This window comes from Sphaerisporangium sp. NPDC051011 (assembly GCF_040653595.1).
Taxonomy (GTDB): domain Bacteria; phylum Actinomycetota; class Actinomycetes; order Streptosporangiales; family Streptosporangiaceae; genus Sphaerisporangium.
Genome location: NZ_JBFAGG010000020.1, coordinates 1 through 18,345, shown reverse-complemented (window position 1 = coordinate 18,345; position 18,345 = coordinate 1). Strand labels below are relative to the sequence as shown.

At 67.9% G+C, this 18,345-nt stretch carries 24 protein-coding genes; 6 read left to right on the top strand and 18 right to left on the bottom strand.

Annotated features, from left to right (window positions below; all coding sequences use genetic code 11):
* Positions 1–25: 25 nt before the first annotated feature.
* The 3 genes from lgt to AB0H21_RS34545 form a co-directional block, all read right to left on the bottom strand.
* Positions 26–955, bottom strand: a complete 930-nt coding sequence (gene lgt / locus AB0H21_RS34555; protein WP_358525378.1) for a prolipoprotein diacylglyceryl transferase — start codon at positions 953–955, stop codon at positions 26–28.
* 313 nt (positions 956–1,268) lie between these two features.
* A complete protein-coding gene (locus AB0H21_RS34550) occupies positions 1,269–1,679 on the bottom strand; it encodes a type II toxin-antitoxin system VapC family toxin (protein ID WP_358525376.1) in 411 nt (136 codons plus the stop codon).
* Positions 1,676–1,996 (bottom strand): prevent-host-death protein, encoded by a 321-nt coding sequence (locus AB0H21_RS34545; protein WP_358525375.1) that lies wholly within the window; start codon positions 1,994–1,996, stop codon positions 1,676–1,678. The genes AB0H21_RS34550 and AB0H21_RS34545 overlap by 4 nt, the downstream gene beginning before the upstream one ends.
* A gap of 287 nt (positions 1,997–2,283) precedes the next feature.
* Between AB0H21_RS34545 and AB0H21_RS34540 the strand changes: the two genes are divergently transcribed.
* Complete coding sequence (locus AB0H21_RS34540) at positions 2,284–2,535, top strand: hypothetical protein (protein ID WP_358525373.1); 252 nt, start codon at positions 2,284–2,286, stop codon at positions 2,533–2,535.
* Between the two features lie 450 nt (positions 2,536–2,985).
* Here AB0H21_RS34540 and AB0H21_RS34535 read toward each other — a convergent pair whose 3' ends face one another.
* From AB0H21_RS34535 to AB0H21_RS34525, 3 genes are all read right to left on the bottom strand, one after another.
* Entirely contained in the window at positions 2,986–3,519 is a 534-nt protein-coding gene (locus AB0H21_RS34535) for an RICIN domain-containing protein (RefSeq protein ID WP_358525371.1), read from the bottom strand.
* Positions 3,520–3,905: 386 nt separating this feature from the next.
* On the bottom strand, positions 3,906–4,250 hold the full coding sequence (locus tag AB0H21_RS34530) for a hypothetical protein (RefSeq protein ID WP_358525369.1): 345 nt from the start codon (positions 4,248–4,250) through the stop codon (positions 3,906–3,908).
* A 67-nt stretch (positions 4,251–4,317) separates the two neighbouring features.
* The gene (locus AB0H21_RS34525) at positions 4,318–4,515 is read right to left on the bottom strand and encodes a hypothetical protein (protein WP_358525367.1); all 198 of its coding nucleotides are present in this window, start codon (positions 4,513–4,515) and stop codon (positions 4,318–4,320) included.
* A gap of 325 nt (positions 4,516–4,840) precedes the next feature.
* Here AB0H21_RS34525 and AB0H21_RS34520 point away from each other — a divergent pair, with 325 nt between their 5' ends.
* Positions 4,841–5,803, top strand: coding sequence for a permease-like cell division protein FtsX (locus AB0H21_RS34520; protein ID WP_358525365.1), 963 nt, complete (start codon positions 4,841–4,843; stop codon positions 5,801–5,803).
* A 121-nt stretch (positions 5,804–5,924) separates the two neighbouring features.
* Here AB0H21_RS34520 and AB0H21_RS34515 read toward each other — a convergent pair whose 3' ends face one another.
* Genes AB0H21_RS34515 through AB0H21_RS34505 form a run of 3 tightly spaced genes read right to left on the bottom strand, consistent with a single transcriptional unit; the run spans position 5,925 to position 7,100 of the window.
* Complete coding sequence (locus AB0H21_RS34515; RefSeq protein WP_358525362.1) at positions 5,925–6,308, bottom strand: YkvA family protein; 384 nt, start codon at positions 6,306–6,308, stop codon at positions 5,925–5,927.
* A 23-nt stretch (positions 6,309–6,331) separates the two neighbouring features.
* A complete protein-coding gene (locus AB0H21_RS34510; protein WP_358525360.1) occupies positions 6,332–6,925 on the bottom strand; it encodes a Chromate resistance protein ChrB in 594 nt (197 codons plus the stop codon).
* A gap of 40 nt (positions 6,926–6,965) precedes the next feature.
* Positions 6,966–7,100, bottom strand: a complete 135-nt coding sequence (locus tag AB0H21_RS34505) for a hypothetical protein (protein WP_358525357.1) — start codon at positions 7,098–7,100, stop codon at positions 6,966–6,968.
* A 220-nt stretch (positions 7,101–7,320) separates the two neighbouring features.
* Here AB0H21_RS34505 and AB0H21_RS34500 point away from each other — a divergent pair, with 220 nt between their 5' ends.
* Positions 7,321–7,743 (top strand): hypothetical protein, encoded by a 423-nt coding sequence (locus AB0H21_RS34500; RefSeq protein ID WP_358525354.1) that lies wholly within the window; start codon positions 7,321–7,323, stop codon positions 7,741–7,743.
* A gap of 90 nt (positions 7,744–7,833) precedes the next feature.
* On the opposite strand, the gene AB0H21_RS34495 is transcribed toward AB0H21_RS34500, so the two are convergent.
* The 6 genes from AB0H21_RS34495 to AB0H21_RS34470 all read right to left on the bottom strand — a co-directional run bounded on the left by AB0H21_RS34495 (position 7,834) and on the right by AB0H21_RS34470 (position 13,137).
* On the bottom strand, positions 7,834–8,058 hold the full coding sequence (locus AB0H21_RS34495; RefSeq protein WP_358525351.1) for a hypothetical protein: 225 nt from the start codon (positions 8,056–8,058) through the stop codon (positions 7,834–7,836).
* Positions 8,059–8,306: 248 nt separating this feature from the next.
* Entirely contained in the window at positions 8,307–10,448 is a 2,142-nt protein-coding gene (locus tag AB0H21_RS34490) for a peptidase domain-containing ABC transporter (RefSeq protein ID WP_358525348.1), read from the bottom strand.
* Entirely contained in the window at positions 10,448–10,612 is a 165-nt protein-coding gene (locus AB0H21_RS34485) for a hypothetical protein (RefSeq protein WP_358525346.1), read from the bottom strand. The genes AB0H21_RS34490 and AB0H21_RS34485 overlap by 1 nt, the downstream gene beginning before the upstream one ends.
* 74 nt (positions 10,613–10,686) lie before the next feature.
* Complete coding sequence (locus tag AB0H21_RS34480) at positions 10,687–11,721, bottom strand: TIGR04500 family putative peptide maturation system protein (RefSeq protein WP_358525343.1); 1,035 nt, start codon at positions 11,719–11,721, stop codon at positions 10,687–10,689.
* Entirely contained in the window at positions 11,718–12,770 is a 1,053-nt protein-coding gene (locus AB0H21_RS34475; RefSeq protein WP_358525340.1) for an MvdC/MvdD family ATP grasp protein, read from the bottom strand. The genes AB0H21_RS34480 and AB0H21_RS34475 overlap by 4 nt, the downstream gene beginning before the upstream one ends.
* A 211-nt stretch (positions 12,771–12,981) precedes the next feature.
* On the bottom strand, positions 12,982–13,137 hold the full coding sequence (locus AB0H21_RS34470; RefSeq protein ID WP_358525338.1) for a putative ATP-grasp target RiPP: 156 nt from the start codon (positions 13,135–13,137) through the stop codon (positions 12,982–12,984).
* Positions 13,138–13,417: 280 nt separating this feature from the next.
* On the opposite strand from AB0H21_RS34470, the gene AB0H21_RS34465 reads away from it, so the two are divergent.
* Positions 13,418–13,705, top strand: coding sequence for a hypothetical protein (locus tag AB0H21_RS34465; RefSeq protein ID WP_358525335.1), 288 nt, complete (start codon positions 13,418–13,420; stop codon positions 13,703–13,705).
* Here the strand turns inward: AB0H21_RS34465 and AB0H21_RS34460 are convergent.
* From AB0H21_RS34460 to AB0H21_RS34450, 3 genes are all read right to left on the bottom strand, one after another.
* Positions 13,692–14,765, bottom strand: coding sequence for a CPBP family intramembrane glutamic endopeptidase (locus AB0H21_RS34460; protein WP_358525333.1), 1,074 nt, complete (start codon positions 14,763–14,765; stop codon positions 13,692–13,694). The genes AB0H21_RS34465 and AB0H21_RS34460 overlap by 14 nt on opposite strands.
* A gap of 92 nt (positions 14,766–14,857) precedes the next feature.
* On the bottom strand, positions 14,858–15,562 hold the full coding sequence (locus AB0H21_RS34455) for a response regulator transcription factor (RefSeq protein ID WP_358525330.1): 705 nt from the start codon (positions 15,560–15,562) through the stop codon (positions 14,858–14,860).
* Positions 15,559–16,800, bottom strand: a complete 1,242-nt coding sequence (locus AB0H21_RS34450) for a histidine kinase (RefSeq protein WP_358525327.1) — start codon at positions 16,798–16,800, stop codon at positions 15,559–15,561. Before AB0H21_RS34450 ends, AB0H21_RS34455 begins: the two co-directional genes overlap by 4 nt.
* 149 nt (positions 16,801–16,949) lie before the next feature.
* Between AB0H21_RS34450 and AB0H21_RS34445 the strand changes: the two genes are divergently transcribed.
* Both AB0H21_RS34445 and AB0H21_RS34440 read left to right on the top strand, forming a co-directional pair.
* Positions 16,950–17,243, top strand: coding sequence for a hypothetical protein (locus AB0H21_RS34445; RefSeq protein WP_358525325.1), 294 nt, complete (start codon positions 16,950–16,952; stop codon positions 17,241–17,243).
* Between the two features lie 302 nt (positions 17,244–17,545).
* Positions 17,546–18,345, top strand: an 800-nt coding sequence (locus AB0H21_RS34440) for a helix-turn-helix transcriptional regulator (RefSeq protein ID WP_358525322.1), incomplete at its 3' end; no start/stop codon positions are given.

The window sequence follows — 18,345 nt, the reverse complement described above, 5'->3', positions numbered from 1 at the left end:
CAGCGATGAACCAGGCTCCGCGCCGTCAAGAGCCTCCTGGAGCTCGGCGGGTGTCCTCCTTCGCGTCGGCAGGGTCGGCTGGATGCGCCAGATCGGCGGTCTCCCCGCCGTCCTGCTTGTGCGAGGCCGGCACCACGATCTCTTCGGTGTCCTTGTCACGAGTCACCCAGAGATAGACCAGTGCGCCGACGAACAGCACGATCGAGGTCCACTGGTTGATCCGCAGCTCCAGGAACGTCACCGCGTGGTCCACCCCGCCAACCGGGTCGATCCGCAGCCCCTCGATCCAGAACCGCCCGAACGTGTAGCCGGCGACGTAGAGGGCGAACAGGCGGCCGTGGCGCAGCGTGAACCGCCTGCCGGCCAGGATCAGTCCTAAACCGAGCGCCGCGTCCCACAGCGACTCGTACAGGAACGTCGGGTGGTAGAGCACGCCCCACTGGCCGCCGTGCGCCTGGTCGATCTCCAGGCCCCACGGCAACGTGGTCGGACTGCCGTACAGTTCCTGGTTGAACCAGTTGCCCCAGCGGGCGATCGCCTGCCCGAACGCGATGCTGGGCGCGACCGTGTCGGCCACGGCGCTGAGGGACAGTCCCCGGCGGCGGCAGGCCAGCCACATGCCGATGCCTCCCAGGGCGACCGCGCCCCAGATGCTGAGCCCGCCTTCCCAGATGAACAGCGCCCGGTAGGGCTCCTTGATCGCGCGCGGGCCGAAGTAGGTCTGCCAGTCGGTGATGACGTGGTAGAGACGAGCGCCGATCAGACCGAAGACCACTCCAGGGACCGCGATGTCGCTGATCGTGCCTTTCTCGCCACCGCGGGCGCGCCAGCGGCGCTCGCTAAGCCAGATGCCGAAGACGATCGCGAGGATGAAGCACAACGCGTAGGCCCGGATCGGGATGAATCCGAGATGCCAGACCCCCTCGGAAGGGCTGGGAATCAAGGCGAGGGGCATGGCGGTGACGGTAGCGGATGCGAGCTTACTTGGCCGTGTACGTGACCTGATTGTGCAATTCCTGCGGCGTGGCGCGGCGTGGACCCCGCAGCCGGCTCCCTGGCGGCCGAAGGTCGGCATCGGAGATCGCTCCGATCCTTAGCGACGCCGAGTTGGTCACGCTGGCGGTGCCGTCGGCACTGCTCGGCTACACCTCCGAACGCCGCTGGCTGCGGCACGCGCGTGAACCCGACTGCTCAACTGATCAGGATCTTCAGTGAATCAGACGAGTAGCCGACGATTCCCCTCTGCGTCGCAGAGGACATACGTTGCCTCACCGTGGCCGTGTGACCGGGACCACGGTGAGCAGGTGGTCCAGGCCCTTGAAATCCTTCGGGTTGCAGGTATACAGGGGGAGCCGGTTCGCGATCGCCACGCAGGCGATCATCAGGTCCGCTGTTCGGGGGCGGGGTTTGCGGCCGGCGGCGATGACGGCGGTGCACAGTTGGCCGTACTCGCGGGCGGCGGTGTCGTCGAAGGGCAGGGGGTCGAACTCGGCTTCGGTGGCCTGAAGGATCTTCATCCGCTGGGCGAGTTCCTGCGCCCCGGTGGCCACCAGCACGCCGACCGACAGCTCTGCGGTGGTGATGGCGCTGATCATCATCTCGTCGGGTAGCTCGTCGGGGTCGATTCCGGCGCGGAGGATGAGGATGTTGGTGTCGAGCAACCCTTGGGTGGGGGTCATTCCCCGTCCTCTGCGAACTCGCCTCTGCTGTAGGCGCGGTCGTAAGGGTCGTAGAGGTCGTCATTGACATGGTGATCCATGTCCTCGCGGTACTTTCGGTCGTCAAGGCGAGGCATGCCGCGGGACACGACGGCGAACTCGGCCCGTGAGACAGCCCGGCGTCGGCGGCGGATGGGGACCAGATCGCCGATGTGGTGGCCGTTGCGTGTGACGGCGTACCGCTCTCCGCGTTCCAGCCCATCCATGATCTCCGCTGACCGGTTGCGCAGATCACGCTGGGAGATCTGATGGGAGTGGTCGGGCTCCGGAATGCTCACTCATCAACTCTACCTCTGCGTGCCATCTGGTGCTACCAAGTAGCACCTGGGTGTCGGCGCGAGGAAGGCGTTGGCGAACCAGAAGGCGGGTGGCCATCCAAGGCTGTCCATGCGCGAGGCCGTCGAACTGTGGCTACACCACGGAACCTAGATCATGCCCGTGGCGTGCCCGATCGGACGGTGATCAAGAGGGAATGGAGGGGCATAACGGGAAGCACGATCAGCCACCTGACCTGGGAAGATGCAGGTCGAGCGCGAGCGGTGCGCGTCTTTGCAAGCATGGATCCATGGAATCACCTAACGCGGCTGAAGCGGTCAACTCCCGTGAAGATCTCGCCCGCTACGTGGAGGAACTCCAGCGAGAGCTGATCAACGGCGCTACGTGGGAGAACGACCGGTTGGACCGTTTCCTCGAGGCACTGGCCGCATGGATCAGTTCATCCCCTGGCTACTACAGGAACACCGGTCGTCCTGCTCCCGAGGACGCGACGTGGTCATTCTTCGCTAACGCCCTGGGAGCTGCCACGATCTACGAATAAGGCGGCATGTTCACCCACCGGCTAGGTCATCCCTGGTTGTTCGCTGAGTTGGCTGTACAGCCACAGCCAAGACCGCGGACGACGACGGGCTCTGGCGAACCACCATGGACACCGGACCACAAGGTCAGAGCCTCGGAGCTTGATCGAATCGTCTTCTTTAATCCGTAGGTTCAGGGTTCGAGTCCCTAGCGGCCCACCCCTCCCCCACCAGCCGAAACGCTGGCGGATACTCATGTCGATCTTGCCGCGTGACAGCAGCAGGGAGGCGCCGCCGCACAAATACAGCACGACGATCACCATGCTGTGGCCGGCCATCACACGGGGTTGGGGGCGATCGGTGGGCCGGGGCTTCGTTCCTCAGTCCCGGCCCACCGGGCAACCGGGCCCCGCTGTCCTGCCTGCCGCTGATGCCCTGCGGTAGATCGGGAAGGTGCCGGGTGTGGCCAGAGATCAGGACAGGGTGTCCTTGATCACGATCTGGCCGTCTTTGATCACGAACTTCTGGTTGGTGTTGTTGAAGTCGCACTGCCACAAGTACACCTGGGTGCCGTTGCCGCGGCCGTTGGTGGCGTCCAGGCATAGCTGGTTGGCTGAGTTGAGGGTGGACTTGAGGATGATCAGGTTTCTCTTGATGACCCAGAGCTGGTTGGCGTTACTCACGCACTGCCACTGGTAGACCCGGGTGCCGTTGGTTCGGCCGTTGGAGGAGTCCAGACACATCACCTGGCTCTTGCCGATGGTGTCTTCCACCTTGATGAGGCCGTCCTCGATGACGAACTTCTGGTTGGTGTTGTTGCTGTCGCACTGCCACTGGTACATCAGGGTGCCGTTGCCACGGTTGTTGCTGACGTCGACGCACATTGGGGTATTGACCAGGGTGGTGCGGCTGGTGGGCTCGTGATCAGCGGCCAGCGCTGGCAGAGGGGTGACCGCGCCCAGGGCGGCGGAGATGACGGCGGCGGCCAGCAGACGGCGAGCAAGCATGGTTGCCTCCCAGAAGAGTTGATCAAGACTCAAGCACCATGCCACAACGGACAGTAGTTGATCAATTACCGTACGCATGCATCTTTGTGCGCCGCGATGCGATGCCGGCCAGACGCGATGCCGTGGCGATCGTCGGGCATCCGGGTTGCAGTTTGGGTTGCAGTTCAGGGTGGTCCAGAGGCGTTCAGAGCGACCGCGCGCACCCGCCGACCAGGGATGCGCCGCCGCACACATGCAACGCGACGATCGCCATGCTGTGGCCGGCCAGCGCATGTGGTCAGGGGCGGTCGAAGATCCAGGATTCGTTCCTCACCCTGGCTCACCGGGGGCGTGGCTGATCACCCTAAGTCGTCAAGGGTGAGCACAAGTGACCGACCAGCAGATCGCTAAGGTCGTTCGGGAGGTAACTCACCCACTGGCGCGACGCTATGCGTTCCGGCGCCCGCGCATCGCCAAACGGCCATCTCGTGTTCCAGCTCAGCGCGCAGGCCCAGACCGTGCGCGGAGCAGACCGGCCAGACTCTCCAGATCATCTCCATGATCACTTCTTGGGTGGCGTCAGCGACGCTCATGAGCGCCCACTGAGGGTCGCTTCCCGCGATGGGCCGAATGCCGTTGCCGTGGTGAATGCCCTGAAACTCCACCCACGCCTGACCGCTCTGGTCCCAGTCGGGGATGACCAGCCGGAGCGTTCCGGTGATTCCCGTGGCCTGAATGTCGCGCGACACCATCTTCAGCGCCTGTTTCAGCGCCGTCCACAAACTCGGTTCGAGCGCGAAGGTCGGCTCGAAGTTGGTGTCACGGATCCTCGCCCAGCCGGGTCAGGTCTTGCGCTGTCAGGTGGGCGGTGGGGCGTTCGAGGAGTTCCCGGGTAGCAGGCGTGCGTATGCCCCATTCATACAGCAGGCAGGCCAGCTCGACGACGGGTTCGGCATCGAGACCACCGTCGCGCAACGCCGTGTAAATCCGGCCGCTCAATTCGTTGACGACCTGCATAGCTTGCTCCTGGGAGTGCACGCTGCAGTGTTACCCGCTGCGGGACTCTGGTCAAAGGAGGCTTTCCGCACGGATGAGAAGGTCTGGCCTCCCTGGCGGATGCTTTGGGTTGCAGTCCAAGGTGATCCAGAGCCGTTCAAGTCTGACCGCGTATGCCTGCTAACCGCAAACTCCGTTCACCGAACGGAACCACGAGAAGTTGATCTATGGATATGGGCGCTGAGCAGAGGTCCGACCTGGGTGGGCTTTGTCGCAGTAGCGGACCAGCACTCATCGGGCTGACGAGCAGTTGACCCGCGATGAGGAAGATCGGAAGAGTGGGGGCGTGAACACGCCAACCGAATCGTCCGAGGCCGAGGAGTTATCGTTCGGAAGCGACGCTCCCCGGAATTCGTGGTTACGCTCGTGGGTCTTCGCTCATCGCAGGCTACTGCTCGTGAGCCTAGCGGTGCTTGTGCTGCTGGGCGGGTCCGGCGGCGGCGCCTGGTACCTTCGCGACCTGTCCCGTAGGCCGCTTTCTCCCCCCGATGGTCCATGGCCCGAGCAGCACGGTTTCGCTGTGGGACTATGCAACGAGCTGATTATCGGCGGGCCCGCCTGCCCGCCGGCGGGCAACGAGGCCGCGAGGAACCCGACCAGGATAGAGGCGGCCCTGCGAGCCATAACCGGGGTCACCACCATTCGCTTCCTAGGAAGCGCCACCATCGTTCTATCCCAAAGCGAGCTCGAGCAGATGCCTCCCGTTGGGCAGCCCGAAGGGGTGTGGACGTCGCGGATCCTCGACGGAACCGGCCTCGGTACTCCGCATCTCGCTACCGCCACCGCTCCGGGGAATTTCGCCGGGACGGTAAGTCGATGGGACGACTACGCACGCGTGGCGGAGCAGGTCGTGTCAATCCCTGGAGTTCGCTACGTCGCCCCCGTGGTTCCGGACTTCTGGGATGGCAAGGCGGATGTGGCCATCGACCTCTGCTCCCCTGGTCCCGGACTAGTGTGCACTGGCGTGCACGACCGGTCCGTGACGGAGGCGCAGAAGCAGGCCATAGTCGACCGGCTCTGGGATATCGACGGAGTGGAAAAGATTTACTTCGAGGACCATGCTCATCGGAAGAAAGTCCGCGAGCACTTCACTCAGCGTGAACCCGAGGACGCGACCACTGTCGCCCTGGAAGAGATGACCGAGTCGTTTTATGTCAAGCTGACGGACCGCCGGGCCATAAAGACCATCGGTGAGTCGATCAAGGACATGCCGGGGGTTCACTATGTGCGGACGCTTGGTGCGGCATAGTTCCATCAGGACCGTGCCCGTTGTGTGCCCGATGCCGCAGTGATCAAGGGGAACCACGGGGACCCGCGGGCGCTGCCGCACGCCTGGCCGACGCAGCGGGGCAGGTGAGGCGGTTTCGAGGTCACCTCAGGCCGGTGAGACGACACAGCACAGCGAAGCCGTCCTCGGTGCCGGGCCAATGCCGCCGTACGGCCTCCAGGCCGGACCGGCGCACCACCGAACGCAGCACCGCGGTGACGACGATGGCGTCGTCGGCGTACCCCAGGACCGGGATGAAGTCCGGCACTACATCGAACGGTGTGGCCAGGTAGATCAGCAGTAGCCCGAGCCGCACGCGTACCCCTCGCGGCAGCGTGCGGTCGGCGGCAAGGCGGCGTATCAGGCGCAGCACGTCGGGCAGCAGACGCAGCGCTTCGCGTAGCAACCCGCCACGCGGACGGAGGATCGCCAGCGCCGCGATCAGTACGCCCCAGGCGACCAGCAGCGCGATTGCGACCCCGATCAACAGGTCCCATCCCCACCAGCCGGTCACAGCCGCCCGCTTTCGTCCGCGACGGTCGTCGCAGAGCCGGGCCTGGCCGGCATCTCGGCCGACAGCGCGGCCTGCTCGAAGGCGGCCAGGTCCGCAGCCGCCTCCGCGACCGCGGCCCGCGCTGCCGCGCCGGTCGGTGCGGCGAAGTAGTCCCGGGCGGCGATCTTTCCCAACCAGGAGCGAAATCGTTCAAGGTCGGCTTCCGACTCCTCCACCTCGGCATAGCTGGTCCGGCCACGCTCGCGCTCACGCGCCAACTCCTCCCGGAAGGCGGGCAGGCGTTCCAGCACCTCGGCGTACTCGGCGTCCCGGGCCGCGTTGAACTCCGCGATCACCTGATCCTCCTCGGCCTGTTCGGTGAGCTGTATGCGCAGCACCCGGCTGCTGCCACCGTGATGGCGCACCCGATCGGCAAGCCGGCGCACCTCGCGCTCCACCTCTGGCCGGATGGGCAGCAGGCAGGCCGACTGCTGCAGGTACAGGGCGCCCAGCGAGCGCAGCTTCCTCCATACCTGCACGCGCAACGTCCCGGCCGCTCCTGCGGTCGTCACGCTGATCAGCATCCAGCCGCTGCTCGTATCGATCGTCACGAGGCCAAGTTACGTCCGTAACATTGAGAATGTCTAGGCGTTACGTAGACGAATGGATCATGTGCTTCCCCTGGGCGCTGACCCGGTCTTCCAGCGCCCGGCGTTCGCGCGCCAGGGTGTCCTCCAGCTCGCGGCGCTGGGCGCGCTCGGTGCCCAGCCGTGTCTGCAACTCCACCAGTGGACACCCACCCGATGGGCCGCCTCTCGGAGTTCGCGGACGTCGCGAAACGCGTCCTACCCGAAACATCCTGAATCCATAGGAGTTACATTTTCTTCAATATTTGGCCACTGGACAGCCCGAAAGCCCACCAAAATAATCGCGTCCAAGTGACATCCGCCGCAGAGAGGCTGAGAAATTGGTGGCACGTTTTTCAAGGGTTCTCACGATCGCTCTGATGACGGTCGCCGCGCTCGTGGTGGCGGTCGCCCCGGCGCATGCCACGTATGGGCCCGACCGGACGGTGAACATCGAGGTGTGGGGGCAAGGCGTCAAGCTGTCCGGGGCGTACGGGTCGATCGCGTTCGACGACGGCAACGCCAAGTACCGCTACTCGATCGCGATGTGTCAGCAGTCCAGCTACACCCGGCCCAGCCTGTTCGCGTCCGTCAACGGCGGCGCCCGAACCACGTTGTACGCGGGTGGCGGCACCCCGGTGAGCATCCCCCAGTGCCCGTACACGGCCTACCTCATCGGTGGCGAGGTGACGCCCGGCGGCACCGTCGACAACGTGACGCTCACTGTGGACGGGGTGCGTTTCAACCCCCCGAACAGCACGTACCACACTAATTCCGCGTTCTACGACAACCCGTTCAATTGAGGGTTCTCCCCGCAGGTCGGCCACCGAAGGCCCCGCCGGTCGCCCGGCGGGGCCTTCCCCTGACGGGCCGGACGACGACAGACGGGACGATCAGGCCGGCGGAACTGCGCGCGTCGAGCAAGGATCACCGGTGGCCGTGGACGGCAACAGTCCGGCGGTGATCGGCGCGGCGAAGAGGGCCAAGGTCGGCAGGGTGATCGCGACACGCAGGAACATGGGTGACTCCGCGACGGCTGCGGGACGGGTGAAGACGGCGACGATCTGCGGGCTCCACTCCGATGACCGGGCGCTGCGCGGTTGGGATATTCGGGACATGTGTCCCATGACGGAGGGACACTTCGGGCGCGAAACTGCGTGCATGGACGTGACGACATCCCCCGCCGGCACCTGGGACCCCTTCCGCGAAGGGAAGGAGCAGCGCCTCAGCCCAGCCGAACACGGGCGGGCAGCTCACGTACGAACCGGGCGATCGCCTCCGTCGTCTACCCCGACCCGCCGAAGGCATGGGTGGAGCCGAGGCAGGGCACCAGGTTGTACGGCTCGGAGAGGGAGAACGCGGCGGCTCACGCGGACGGAACGGTCTGAGCGGCTACGAGCCGGGCGTACGTGCCGCCCATGGCCATCAGTTCGTCGTGGGTGCCGCGCTGGACGATGCGGCCGGAGTCGACCACGAGGATCAGGTCGGCGTCCCTGATCGTGCTGAGCCGGTGGGCGATGACGATCCGGGTCTGGACGAGCCGGCTCAGGTTGGCCTCGATGACCGCCTCGGTGGCGCTGTCGAGGTTGCTGGTCGCCTCGTCGAGCAGCAGCACCTTCGGCCGTGACAGGACGGCGCGAGCGAGGGCGAGCCGCTGCCGCTGGCCGCCGGACAGTCCGCCGCCGTCGGTGAGCATGGTCTCGTACCCCATCGGCATGTCCACGATCTCGTCGTGGAGCGCGGCGAGCCGCGCCGCGGCGACCACCCGGTCCAGGGAGGCACCCGGGTCGTTCAGCGAGATGTTCTCCCTGATCGAGCCGTTGAACAGGGCGGGATCCTGGGTGACCACGCCGAACTGGCGGCGCAGGGTGCGCAGGTTGAGCTCGGACGCCGGGACGCCGTCGTAGCGGATCTCGCCCGTGACCGGGGTGTGCAGCGCCAGCAGCAGCCTGGCCAGCGTGCTCTTGCCCGACCCCGAGGGACCCACCAGGGCGACCTTCTGCCCCGGACGGACGGAGACCGAGACGTCCCTCACCGTCCACGGACCGCGGGGGTCGTGCCGGAACCCCACCTCCCGCAGTTCCACCGCGCCGCGCAGCCGCAGCACCTCGATGCCGTCACTCGGTTCCGGCTCGGAGGCCAGGATGTCCGACAGCCGGTCGAAGTGCGCGCCCGCCTGCTGCAGGCTCTGCAGGCCGGTCATCAGCGAGCCGAGCGGGGTCAGGGCGCCGACGGCGATGGCGTTCAGCGCGATCAGCGTGCCCACGGTGAGCTGACCGTCCAGTACCCGCCAGGCGCCGAGCCACAGCAGCCCGAGCGGTGCCACCACCCGGATCGCCGACAACGCGGAGTCCAGGAGCCCCCGGGTGAGGCCGGTGCGCACGTCGGCGTTGAGATGCCGGGCGAAGTGGGCCGCCCACTGCTCGACCGCCTGCCGCTCGGCCCCCGACGCCTTCAGCGTCTCGATACCGGTGATCGTCTGGATGAGGCTGCCCTGCGACGCGGACAGCGCAGTGAGTTCCTGCTGGGTGAGCGCGGCCATCCGGCTGGTGGTGGCCAGCAGCAGGAGCGTCTGGAGGAGGGCCAGACCGGTCAGCGCCAGCCCGAAGACGGGGTCGTAGAGGTAGACGAGCACGATGTACCCAACGGCGAGCGGCCCGTCCAGCAGCGCCGCCACGACCTGGCCGGTCAGGATGTCGCCCAGCGTCGAGACGCTCGCGGCGCGCGTCACCAGGTCGCCCTTGCCGCGCCGGGTGAAGTAGCGGTACGGCAGCGCGACCAGATGACCGACCACGCTCTCGGTGAGCTCCTGGTCGGCCCGGGCCCGCACCGCCACCAGCAGCGCCGCCCTCAGGTAACCGATCACGAACTGCGCCGCCCCCGCCAGCAGCACCGCCCCGCCCAGCAAGGACAGCACTTCGGCCGCCCGGGACGGGACGATGGTGTCGATCAGCAGCTCGGAGAACAGCGGAAGGGCGAGCCCGAGCAGTTGCAGCAGCAGCGAGGCCGCGATCACCTGTGCGAGCAGGCCGCGCCGGCGCCGGAACAGGGTGCGGACGAACTCGCGGCGCCAGGCGCTCGCCATCGAGGACGTGCCGCGGCGGAATCCCTCACCGGGCTCGAAGACCAGCAGCACGCCGGTGAACCCGGCGCCGAACTCCTCCGCGGTGAGCCTGCGGCGGCCCCGCGCCGGGTCGACGATGTCCACCCGGTCGGGCGACCAGCGTTCGACCACCACGAAGTGGTTGAACTCCCAGTGCGCGACCGCGGGAAGCGGCACGCGCGCCAGGTCCTCGGGCGCGAGAGAGAAGGCCCGCGCCTTGAGGCCGTGGTCACGGGCGCCGTCCACGATGGCCTTGGCGCTCAGCCCGTCTCTGCCGACCTGGAGCCGTTCGGCCACCTGGTGCAGGGTCGTGCGGTGGCCATGGTGGCAGAGCACCATGGCCAGGCAGGCGGCGCCGCACTCGGTGTCGGTGTTCTGCAACAGGACCGGGGGGCGGCGCATCATCAGGAAACCGCCCTCAGCGCCAGGGCGGTCAGCACGGCCCCGCCCGCGACGACGGCGGCCACCACCAGCCACAACGCGAGGAACGAGGGGCTGCTGATCACCACGGGCACCGGGGCCGCGGCACGGGAGGCCGCCCGGCTGCGCAGCGCCTCCTCCCGGTACACGCCGCTCCTCCCCGCGACCGGTGCCCCCTGTGGGGGACGCGGCCGTGGGATCGGGCGCGTGTGGTCGGTGCCGGTCACGACCAGTGCCATTCAACCGTGGCCGCGGCGCGGCGCTGCCCCAGCCACACGGCGAACGCGGCGCGCCCGGCGGCGTCAAGCGTCTCGGGGTCCCCGGCGGCGGGGGTCCTGGACAGGACTGCGCCGGTCAGGAACCCGCCGCTGGACAGTTTCTCCGGCCCGACGACCTGGCCGGGCTGCGTCCCGCGCAGGGCCTCGGGCAGATCCTTCTCCCAGCGGGTCGCGACGGTCACCACCGCCTCACCGAACGAGGCGGGGCCGGAGAGCGGCGCGTCCGAGACGGGGCCGGTGAGAAGCCCGCCCGGCGCGAGGCTCGTGAGCAGTTCGTCCGCGGTGTCGGCGATCGTCTTGTTCGCGCCGGTGACCCAGACGGCCTTGACGCGGGCGAAATCTCCCGGGTGCGCGGCCAGATGGCCCGGCGCCAGCTCGGCCTCCTTGTCACGGCGGAACCGGCGGCGGCGGGCGATCCCCGCGATGTACGCCTCGAAATGCTCGCCGGACATACCCGCCTCGGCCATCCAGGCCAGCGTCGACGCGCGGTCGCGAAGGTCACGGCCGCGGCGGAACTCGTCCGCCGTCGCCTGGAGTTCCGCCGCGCTCAGCGGCGCGCCGTCCTCGGACGCCGCCGCGGACAGCAGGCACTGGTCGACGATGTCCTCGTACGGCGAGGCGTCCCGCCGGGACAGCGAGCGCAGCATGGTCAGAGCCTGGGGCACCGACACGTGCACGTCGTCCACGCTGACCAGGTACCCGGCGGCCCAGTGCGTCGAGTGGTCGATCAGCCAGGGCACCCCGTCCTCGGGCGGAGCGGTCAGCGCGACCGTGCCGCCGCCCGGATGGTCGAGCAGCAGGTCGTAGTCCACCACGGGCGTTCCCGGGCGCTGGTCGACGAGCAGCCGCGCCCGGGTCCGCGGGTGCCGCGCGGCCCACTCGTCCGCCGCGCGGCGTGCGGCGGCGACGCCGGAGCGGCGGCGGGGCAGCGAGAGCAACAGGTCGGCCCCGGATTCCAGGGCCTCGGCGAAATCGGTCACGGCTTCTCTCCGTCCATGAGCCAGTCGGCGATCGCGTCGCTGACCGGCAGCCCTGCCCAGAGTTCGACGAACCCCCACGCACCGTTGGAGTTCAGCTCCAGGAACACGTACTCGCCGCCGGGCGTCACGATGAAGTCGAGGGCGGCGTAGGTGAGGCCGACGTCGGCGACCAGCCGGGCGCAGCGCCTCGCCACCTCGGCGGGCAGGTCGTGCGGGCCGTACCGGACACGGTCGTTGTCGTAGTGCCGCCAGTCGTCCCTGGCCGCCCTGGAGGCCGACGCGTCGATCTCCGCGGCGAGCACCCGCTCCCCCACGACGATCACCCGCAGTTCGACGGCCTTCGGGACGTACGGCTGCAGGATGACCGGCTCGTGCCGCAGCCGGTGCCGGGAGGTCAGGTGACGGCGGGTGACCACGGTCGTGTACGCGCGGTGCTGGGCGCCGTCGATCTGGAACCGGTCGGAGGCGATCTGCTTGGCGACCAGCCGCCCGGCCGCCGACTCGTACGCGTCCACGAGGTGTGCGGGGTCGTTGGTGTACGTCGTGTCGGGCACGGAGAAGCCCAGGTCGATCGCGCGGGCCAGGTGGAAGATCTTGTTGTGGGCGCGCAGCTCGTCCGCGCGGCGCCCGGGGAGCCAGCGGGCGTTCAGCAGGCTCCACACCCCGTCCAGCATGACCTCCGCCTGGAGCTTGACGTGCGCGCGCTGGCTCGGCTCGGTGACGGTGCCGGCCGCCTGCGGGCCGCTCGGCCTGCTGCGCCACACCGCGGTGATCTGGGACAGGTCGATGGTGCCCGTATCGGTGTCCAGGAGCAGCCGGCGCTCGCCGCCGGTGAACGACGCGGTGATCCGGCTGCGCGCGGGGTAGTCGCCGTTGTCCCACCACAGCACCGGCGCCCCGCCGGCCTTCGAACCCGGCGCCCCACCGGCCTTCGAACCCGGCGTCCCGCCGCCCGAGGGCTCGTCCGAACCCACCAGATAGGCCCCACGCCGCCGCAGCGCCCCCAGCACCCTCTCGGCGGCCCCGTCCCCGCGCGAACTCATGATCATTATCACTTCTCGGCCCCGCCTCGAAACCCCACTACCCAGCCCACCCTGAACGCGCGCCGCTCGCGTCCGTCTTCTTTGATCGCGCTGCTGGTCTGTTGACAGCGCGCGGTGCACCCCGCCCGAAACGCGGCACTTGGTCCGCCCTGACGGCGCGGTGGGACGCTTCTCGCCTCCCACCGCGCCATGGGCATCCGGATGCCCGCTCGCTAGATCAGATCAGCCACCACTCGTAGGGCACGTCGTTCAGGGTCCAGGCGCTGGCCTCCCAGTGCTTCTCCGGCCTCGCGCCGCCCGCCACCTGAACCAGCTCGGCGTCGCCGAGCTCCGCACCCTCGAAAGGCAGGTCGTCAATAGTGATCTTCGACATGATCGTTCCTCCCCGCCGCGTGATCGCGGCCTCACTCCCCGGCCCTCCCTCAGAGGACCGGCGCCGCAGGCTCTCGAACGGCCCGGCGGCTGCATGAGAGAAACCTAGAAACGCCCACTTGCATGTGACTGGGGATCTACTGGGCGAAACACTTGAACGGCTGCCTGCCCGGATCGTCAGCCGTCCTCTCCAGGGGCCGGAAGGATCCCGAGGTAGAGGCAAGGAGGTGCCGCCGCCTGTCTCAAGGCAGGTGAGTGCCGTCGTGGATACAGTGGCCGGCATGCCGAACGCCGCACACGCCGGCCGGGTCATCTTCCTCAACGGGACGTCGAGTTCGGGCAAGACAACCCTGGCCAGGGCCATCCAGGACGAGAGCGACACTCCGATCGTCTACTGGGGAATCGACACCCTGTTCCACCTCGTCCCGCCCAACTGGGGCGGCGGTCGCGACGGCCCGCTCAGCCGCGACGGCTTCTGGTACGACCGCACGGCCCACGAGGACGGCCACCCGCTGGTGGTCATCCGCTCCGAGAAGCACCGGCTGGGGTTCGGGGTCAGTGACCGGTGACGAGGGCACGACGTCGATGGCGGATGAGCGCGAACCCGACGAGGACCACCGTGCCGTAGACGATCCATCCAGGCCGGCCCATGGCTGAGCCGTTCACGGTGTCGATCGTCGCCCCAGGGGCCAGCAGTGAGGTCATGATCAGCGCGGATGTAGCGTTGTTCACCCCGTGGGCGAGCGCCGCCGGCCACAGGGAGCCGAAGCGAATGGTCAGCCAGTAGAGGAAGCCTCCTACCCCGATGCATGCTGCGATCATCGCGAGTTGCCCGGCCCACGGCACCGCATCGGGGTAGTTGTAGCCAAGAAGAATCAACGGTGCATGCCAGAGCCCCCACAGCACGCCCCCGGCGACGATGGCGGCCGGGAGTCCCCACAGCTGCTCAATCCGGGGCATGAGGTAGCCGCGCCACCCGAGCTCCTCCCCGAGAGCGAGGATCAGGTTGATCGCGCCGCCGAGTACCATCGCCGTCAGCAGCTTGCCACCGAAGGCTAGCCAGGTCTGCGGGAGCGAGGTGCCTGCCGGGAGTCCCAGGTCGGCTGCGGCCTGCCGCAAGGTGAGGTCGAGATCGAAGGTGCCGAGAACACCCGCGAGCAGCTGGGACGCCACCAGCAGGATGACGGGCGCGACCATGCCGATGGCGAGCGCGCCGAGAAGTCGGACCAAGCCGCCGTTCATCCGCAGGCCGAGACTCGCGAGCACGGTGTCGCGCTCCGGAGCGTGACCGTCGGGACGCGAGATCTGCGACTTCCCGCGACGCCACGATCGACGCTCGACCAAACGGACGATCAGAATGGCGGAGAGCGCCGGCGTGAACATGGCGATCCCTCCGCAGATCGTCAGGAGAGCCGGGTCGGAGAGACCAGGGCCTGTCCAGAGCGGTAGGCAGACCAGCCAGCAGAGCCCGAAGGCGATGAGGCAGTACAGCGCGATACCCGTGATCTGCTGCCTGCGCGGCATCGAGCGGGCGGACGCCGTCCACTCGCGCGGTGCGCTCTCGGCGGTGAACTCGGTGGCGTCCCGATTCACGGCGTCCTGGCGCCTTGCGCCGATGCGGTCGGACATCACGATCTCCACATGTTCGAACAGTGGGCGTCTCCCACCGCCGTCGATGCTAGAAATCGCATCTCACCGAGACGAGCGGCTTTAGGACGAAATCACGGCCTTGCGTCTTTCGATGCAGGTGCGGGGTTATCACTGTCGGGCACCCGGACGATGCGGTTCTGATACGCCCACACGACCGCCTGGAGCCGTGAGCGCACCCCGATCTTGGGGAGCATGCGCGCCAGGTGGGATTTCACCGTGGAGACCTCGACATGCGACTCGGCGGCGATCTCCTCGTTCGACATGCCCTGAGCGAGAAGCAGAAGGATCTCACCCTCGCGGGCCGTCAGCAGGCTGTCTGCGCGGTCGGCCGTCACCGGCTGCAGCCGACGACGCTCGGCGAACTCGCGGATTACACGGCGGGTGAGCATCGTGTCGATCACGCCCTGTCCTCGCGAGACGCTCCGCACCGCGCCGACGATCTGCTCGGCATCGGCGTCCTTCAACAGGAATCCGGAGACTCCTGCTTCCAACGCACCGAACACGTACTCGTCCAGGTCGAAGGTGGTGAGCACCAGGACCGGGATCGGCTCCACCGCCTCGGCACCGCACAGCGCCTGCGCGACCCGGATGCCGTCACGTCTCGGCATCCTGATGTCGAGGCAAGCCACATCGGGCCGTAGCTCGGCGGCCAGGCGCAGCGCCTCGTCCCCGTCGGCGGCGATGCCGACGACGTCGATATCGGGCTCGGTGTTCAGGAGCGCCGCGAGCCCCGCCCTCACGAGGGGCTGGTCGTCGGCGATCAGGACGCGGATCATGGTGCCTCTCGCGTTTCGGTCGGCTCGGCGCGCGGGAGCCGCAACGACACCTGCCACCCACCTTCCGGCGTCGGTCCGTACTGCAGCACGCCGTGTACGAGTTCCGCCCGCTCGAGCATCCCGCGCAGGCCGAAGCCCTCGGTCGGTTCAGGGTCGGGGGCATGCGCTGCGGGACCGTTACGCACGGTGATCAGCAGCGACGCCGGTGCGGTGTCATCGACATGCACCTCGCGCCGGGCGCCGGGCGCGTGACGCGCGGCGTTCGCGAGCGACTCCTGCACCATCCGGTAGCCCGCGAGGTGGGCGAGCGGGCCGAGATCGTCTCCGACAGCTGTGTGCTTGGATCGCGTCGTGACGCGAAGATCCACCGATTCACCGTCCGCCGTGCTGGTGGCGACGAGGTCTCGGACGGCGTCGATCCGGTGGGTTTCGACGCCGCGCTCAGCGCCCCCGCGAAGCAGGCCGACCACCTGCCGGAGGTCACCGAGCACGAGCCGACTCTGCGTTCTGATCTGCCGCAGGCCGGCCTTGGCCGCATCGGGCTCGGTGTCGACCTGGCGCTCGACGGCGGCGCACATGAGCGCGATCCCTGACATGTGATGCGCGGCGATGTCGTGCAACTCCCGTGCGATCCCGGCGCGCTCCTGAGCGATCGCGGTCTGCAGAAGGGCCTCTTGCATCCGCTCGAGCGCCTCCTTCTCGGCACGGAGCGCGATCACCAGGCGCCGGCGCGCGACGACGACGAACGCGATCACCAGGGGCACGCCGAGCACGAGGAGAAGCTGCGCGATCGAGGTGAGCACGGCGAACAACGGCGGCATCGACTGCAGGGCGTCGATGAGCGCCGTCGCGGTCACGGCGACAGCGGCGGCGAGAACGCCGCCTCGCCGCGGTGCCCCATCGCTCCGTGTGCCGACCAGGTACGCGGCCACCATGATCGGAATCATCGTCACGGTGGAGATCTGTGCGACATCGAGGAACGCGGTGCAGAACGGTGTCACGGCCACGATCACGAGTACGACCGCGGGAGCCCTCGTCGACCAGACCAGCGCGACGCCCTGCAGCACGAGGACGAGGAGCACAGGCCACCACGAAGCGAGCACGTCGGTCACCCGGTCGCCCGACCCGGACAGCGAGAACGCCCCCACCATGACGAGCACGACCGTGAGCCCAGTCGTCACGGCCGCGCGAAGGACATCGCGCGCGAGGAGGCGCCGCGAAGTTGCGAGGGCGCTCATGTCATCCATTCTGGTGCTCGTCGCCAGCCAGACAGCTCGCCTCGGCCGAACGAGACGGCGCTCGCACGCGGCCGGCCTCGTCACCTCTCCTGTCAGGGTACTCACAGAGAAGACGCCTCGCATGCTGCAGCGCCTCCCGCTGAGTAGGGTTGCAGAGGTCTACGAACGCCTGTCCGCCGCAGCTGCCACCGGCGCTCGGCGGCGACCAGCTCCTGCACGCCCCCTTCCTGGAGCAGGTACGCCAGCACCCGGACCGGACCGCCGTCGTGGCCGAGGTCAGCGCATCAGCTACGCCCAGCTGCACGAGCGCGCCCGGATCCTGGCCGACAACCCAGCCTCGCCCGCAGGCTTCCCCCCAGCTCGACGACCGCTGCGGCGAAAAGGGAATCCGCGCCGCGGGCCAGGCAGGACACGCCTACGACCTCGCCTTTTGCGACGCGTAGGTGTGCACATATAGCCTCATATACCAGGTCCGTTGAATGACGACTCAGATTCATGTGGCCGGTTATACCGATACGCGCCATTTGAGATCTCCTTGTGGCTGAAGCAATCGCCTAGCGTTCGACGATCTCGCGGATGTGCTGGCGTAGATCGTCCACGAGAAGGTCCCTCTGAGTCGTGATCTCAAGGTAGAAGTCGTGAACGTGCTGCCACCGCCCGCAGAAGTAATTACCCGTTCATGGCAGGGAGAAAGCCGCACACCGTAGCCTGAAGTCCTCGATGCTTCCTGGCGAGGGTGAGGCCTATGTACGAGGCAAATCAGGGCAAGCGTGAGCACGAGGGCATTGGTGGGCGTATCGCTGAGCTGCGTGCGTTGCGTGGATATTCGCTCAGGGACCTCGGGAAACGTGCGCATGTCTCCCCGTCGATGCTCTCGCGAATCGAGAGCGGTGACCGGTACCCCAGCGAACCCATCCTCGCGGCGGTCGCCCGTGCCCTCGGCGTGGACATGGCCACGCTGCGCGGGCAGCCTTACATTCACATGCTTCAGAAGGACCAGTTGGACAGGCTGCTAGCCCCTATCGCCGTCGCGCTCGACGGCTGGGATGTCCACCCTTCGGAGGACGATCCGCCGCCGCGACCGCTGCCCATATTGGAAACAGAACTCCATGACCTGATCGAAAGACGCGCGCAGGGCCGATTCGTCCAGATCGGACAGGATCTACCGGCTTTGATCGCGGAGGCCAATCACCTCGTCCTGGTGCATGACACCCCCGGTCGCGACCGGGAGCGCGCCCACTGGGTGCTTTCCGAGGTCTGCCGGACCGTCTATGTCGTCACTCATCGAATCGGGTTCAATGACCTCGCCCGGCTCGGTCTGTCCCGTATGGCGGCAGCCGCTTCGCAGTCCGGCGATCCGAGAGAGGTCGCCATCGAGCGATGGAACCGCGCCCAGTTGATGGCCGACGCGGCACGCCATGACCGCGGCGTTCGGCTCGTGGAGCAGGCGCTTCGAGACCTGGACGACGACGGCGAGGTCGCCACGCAAGCCGTGCGCGGCGCCCTGCATCTGAAGGCCGCCGTCCTGACCGGCCGCCAAGGCGA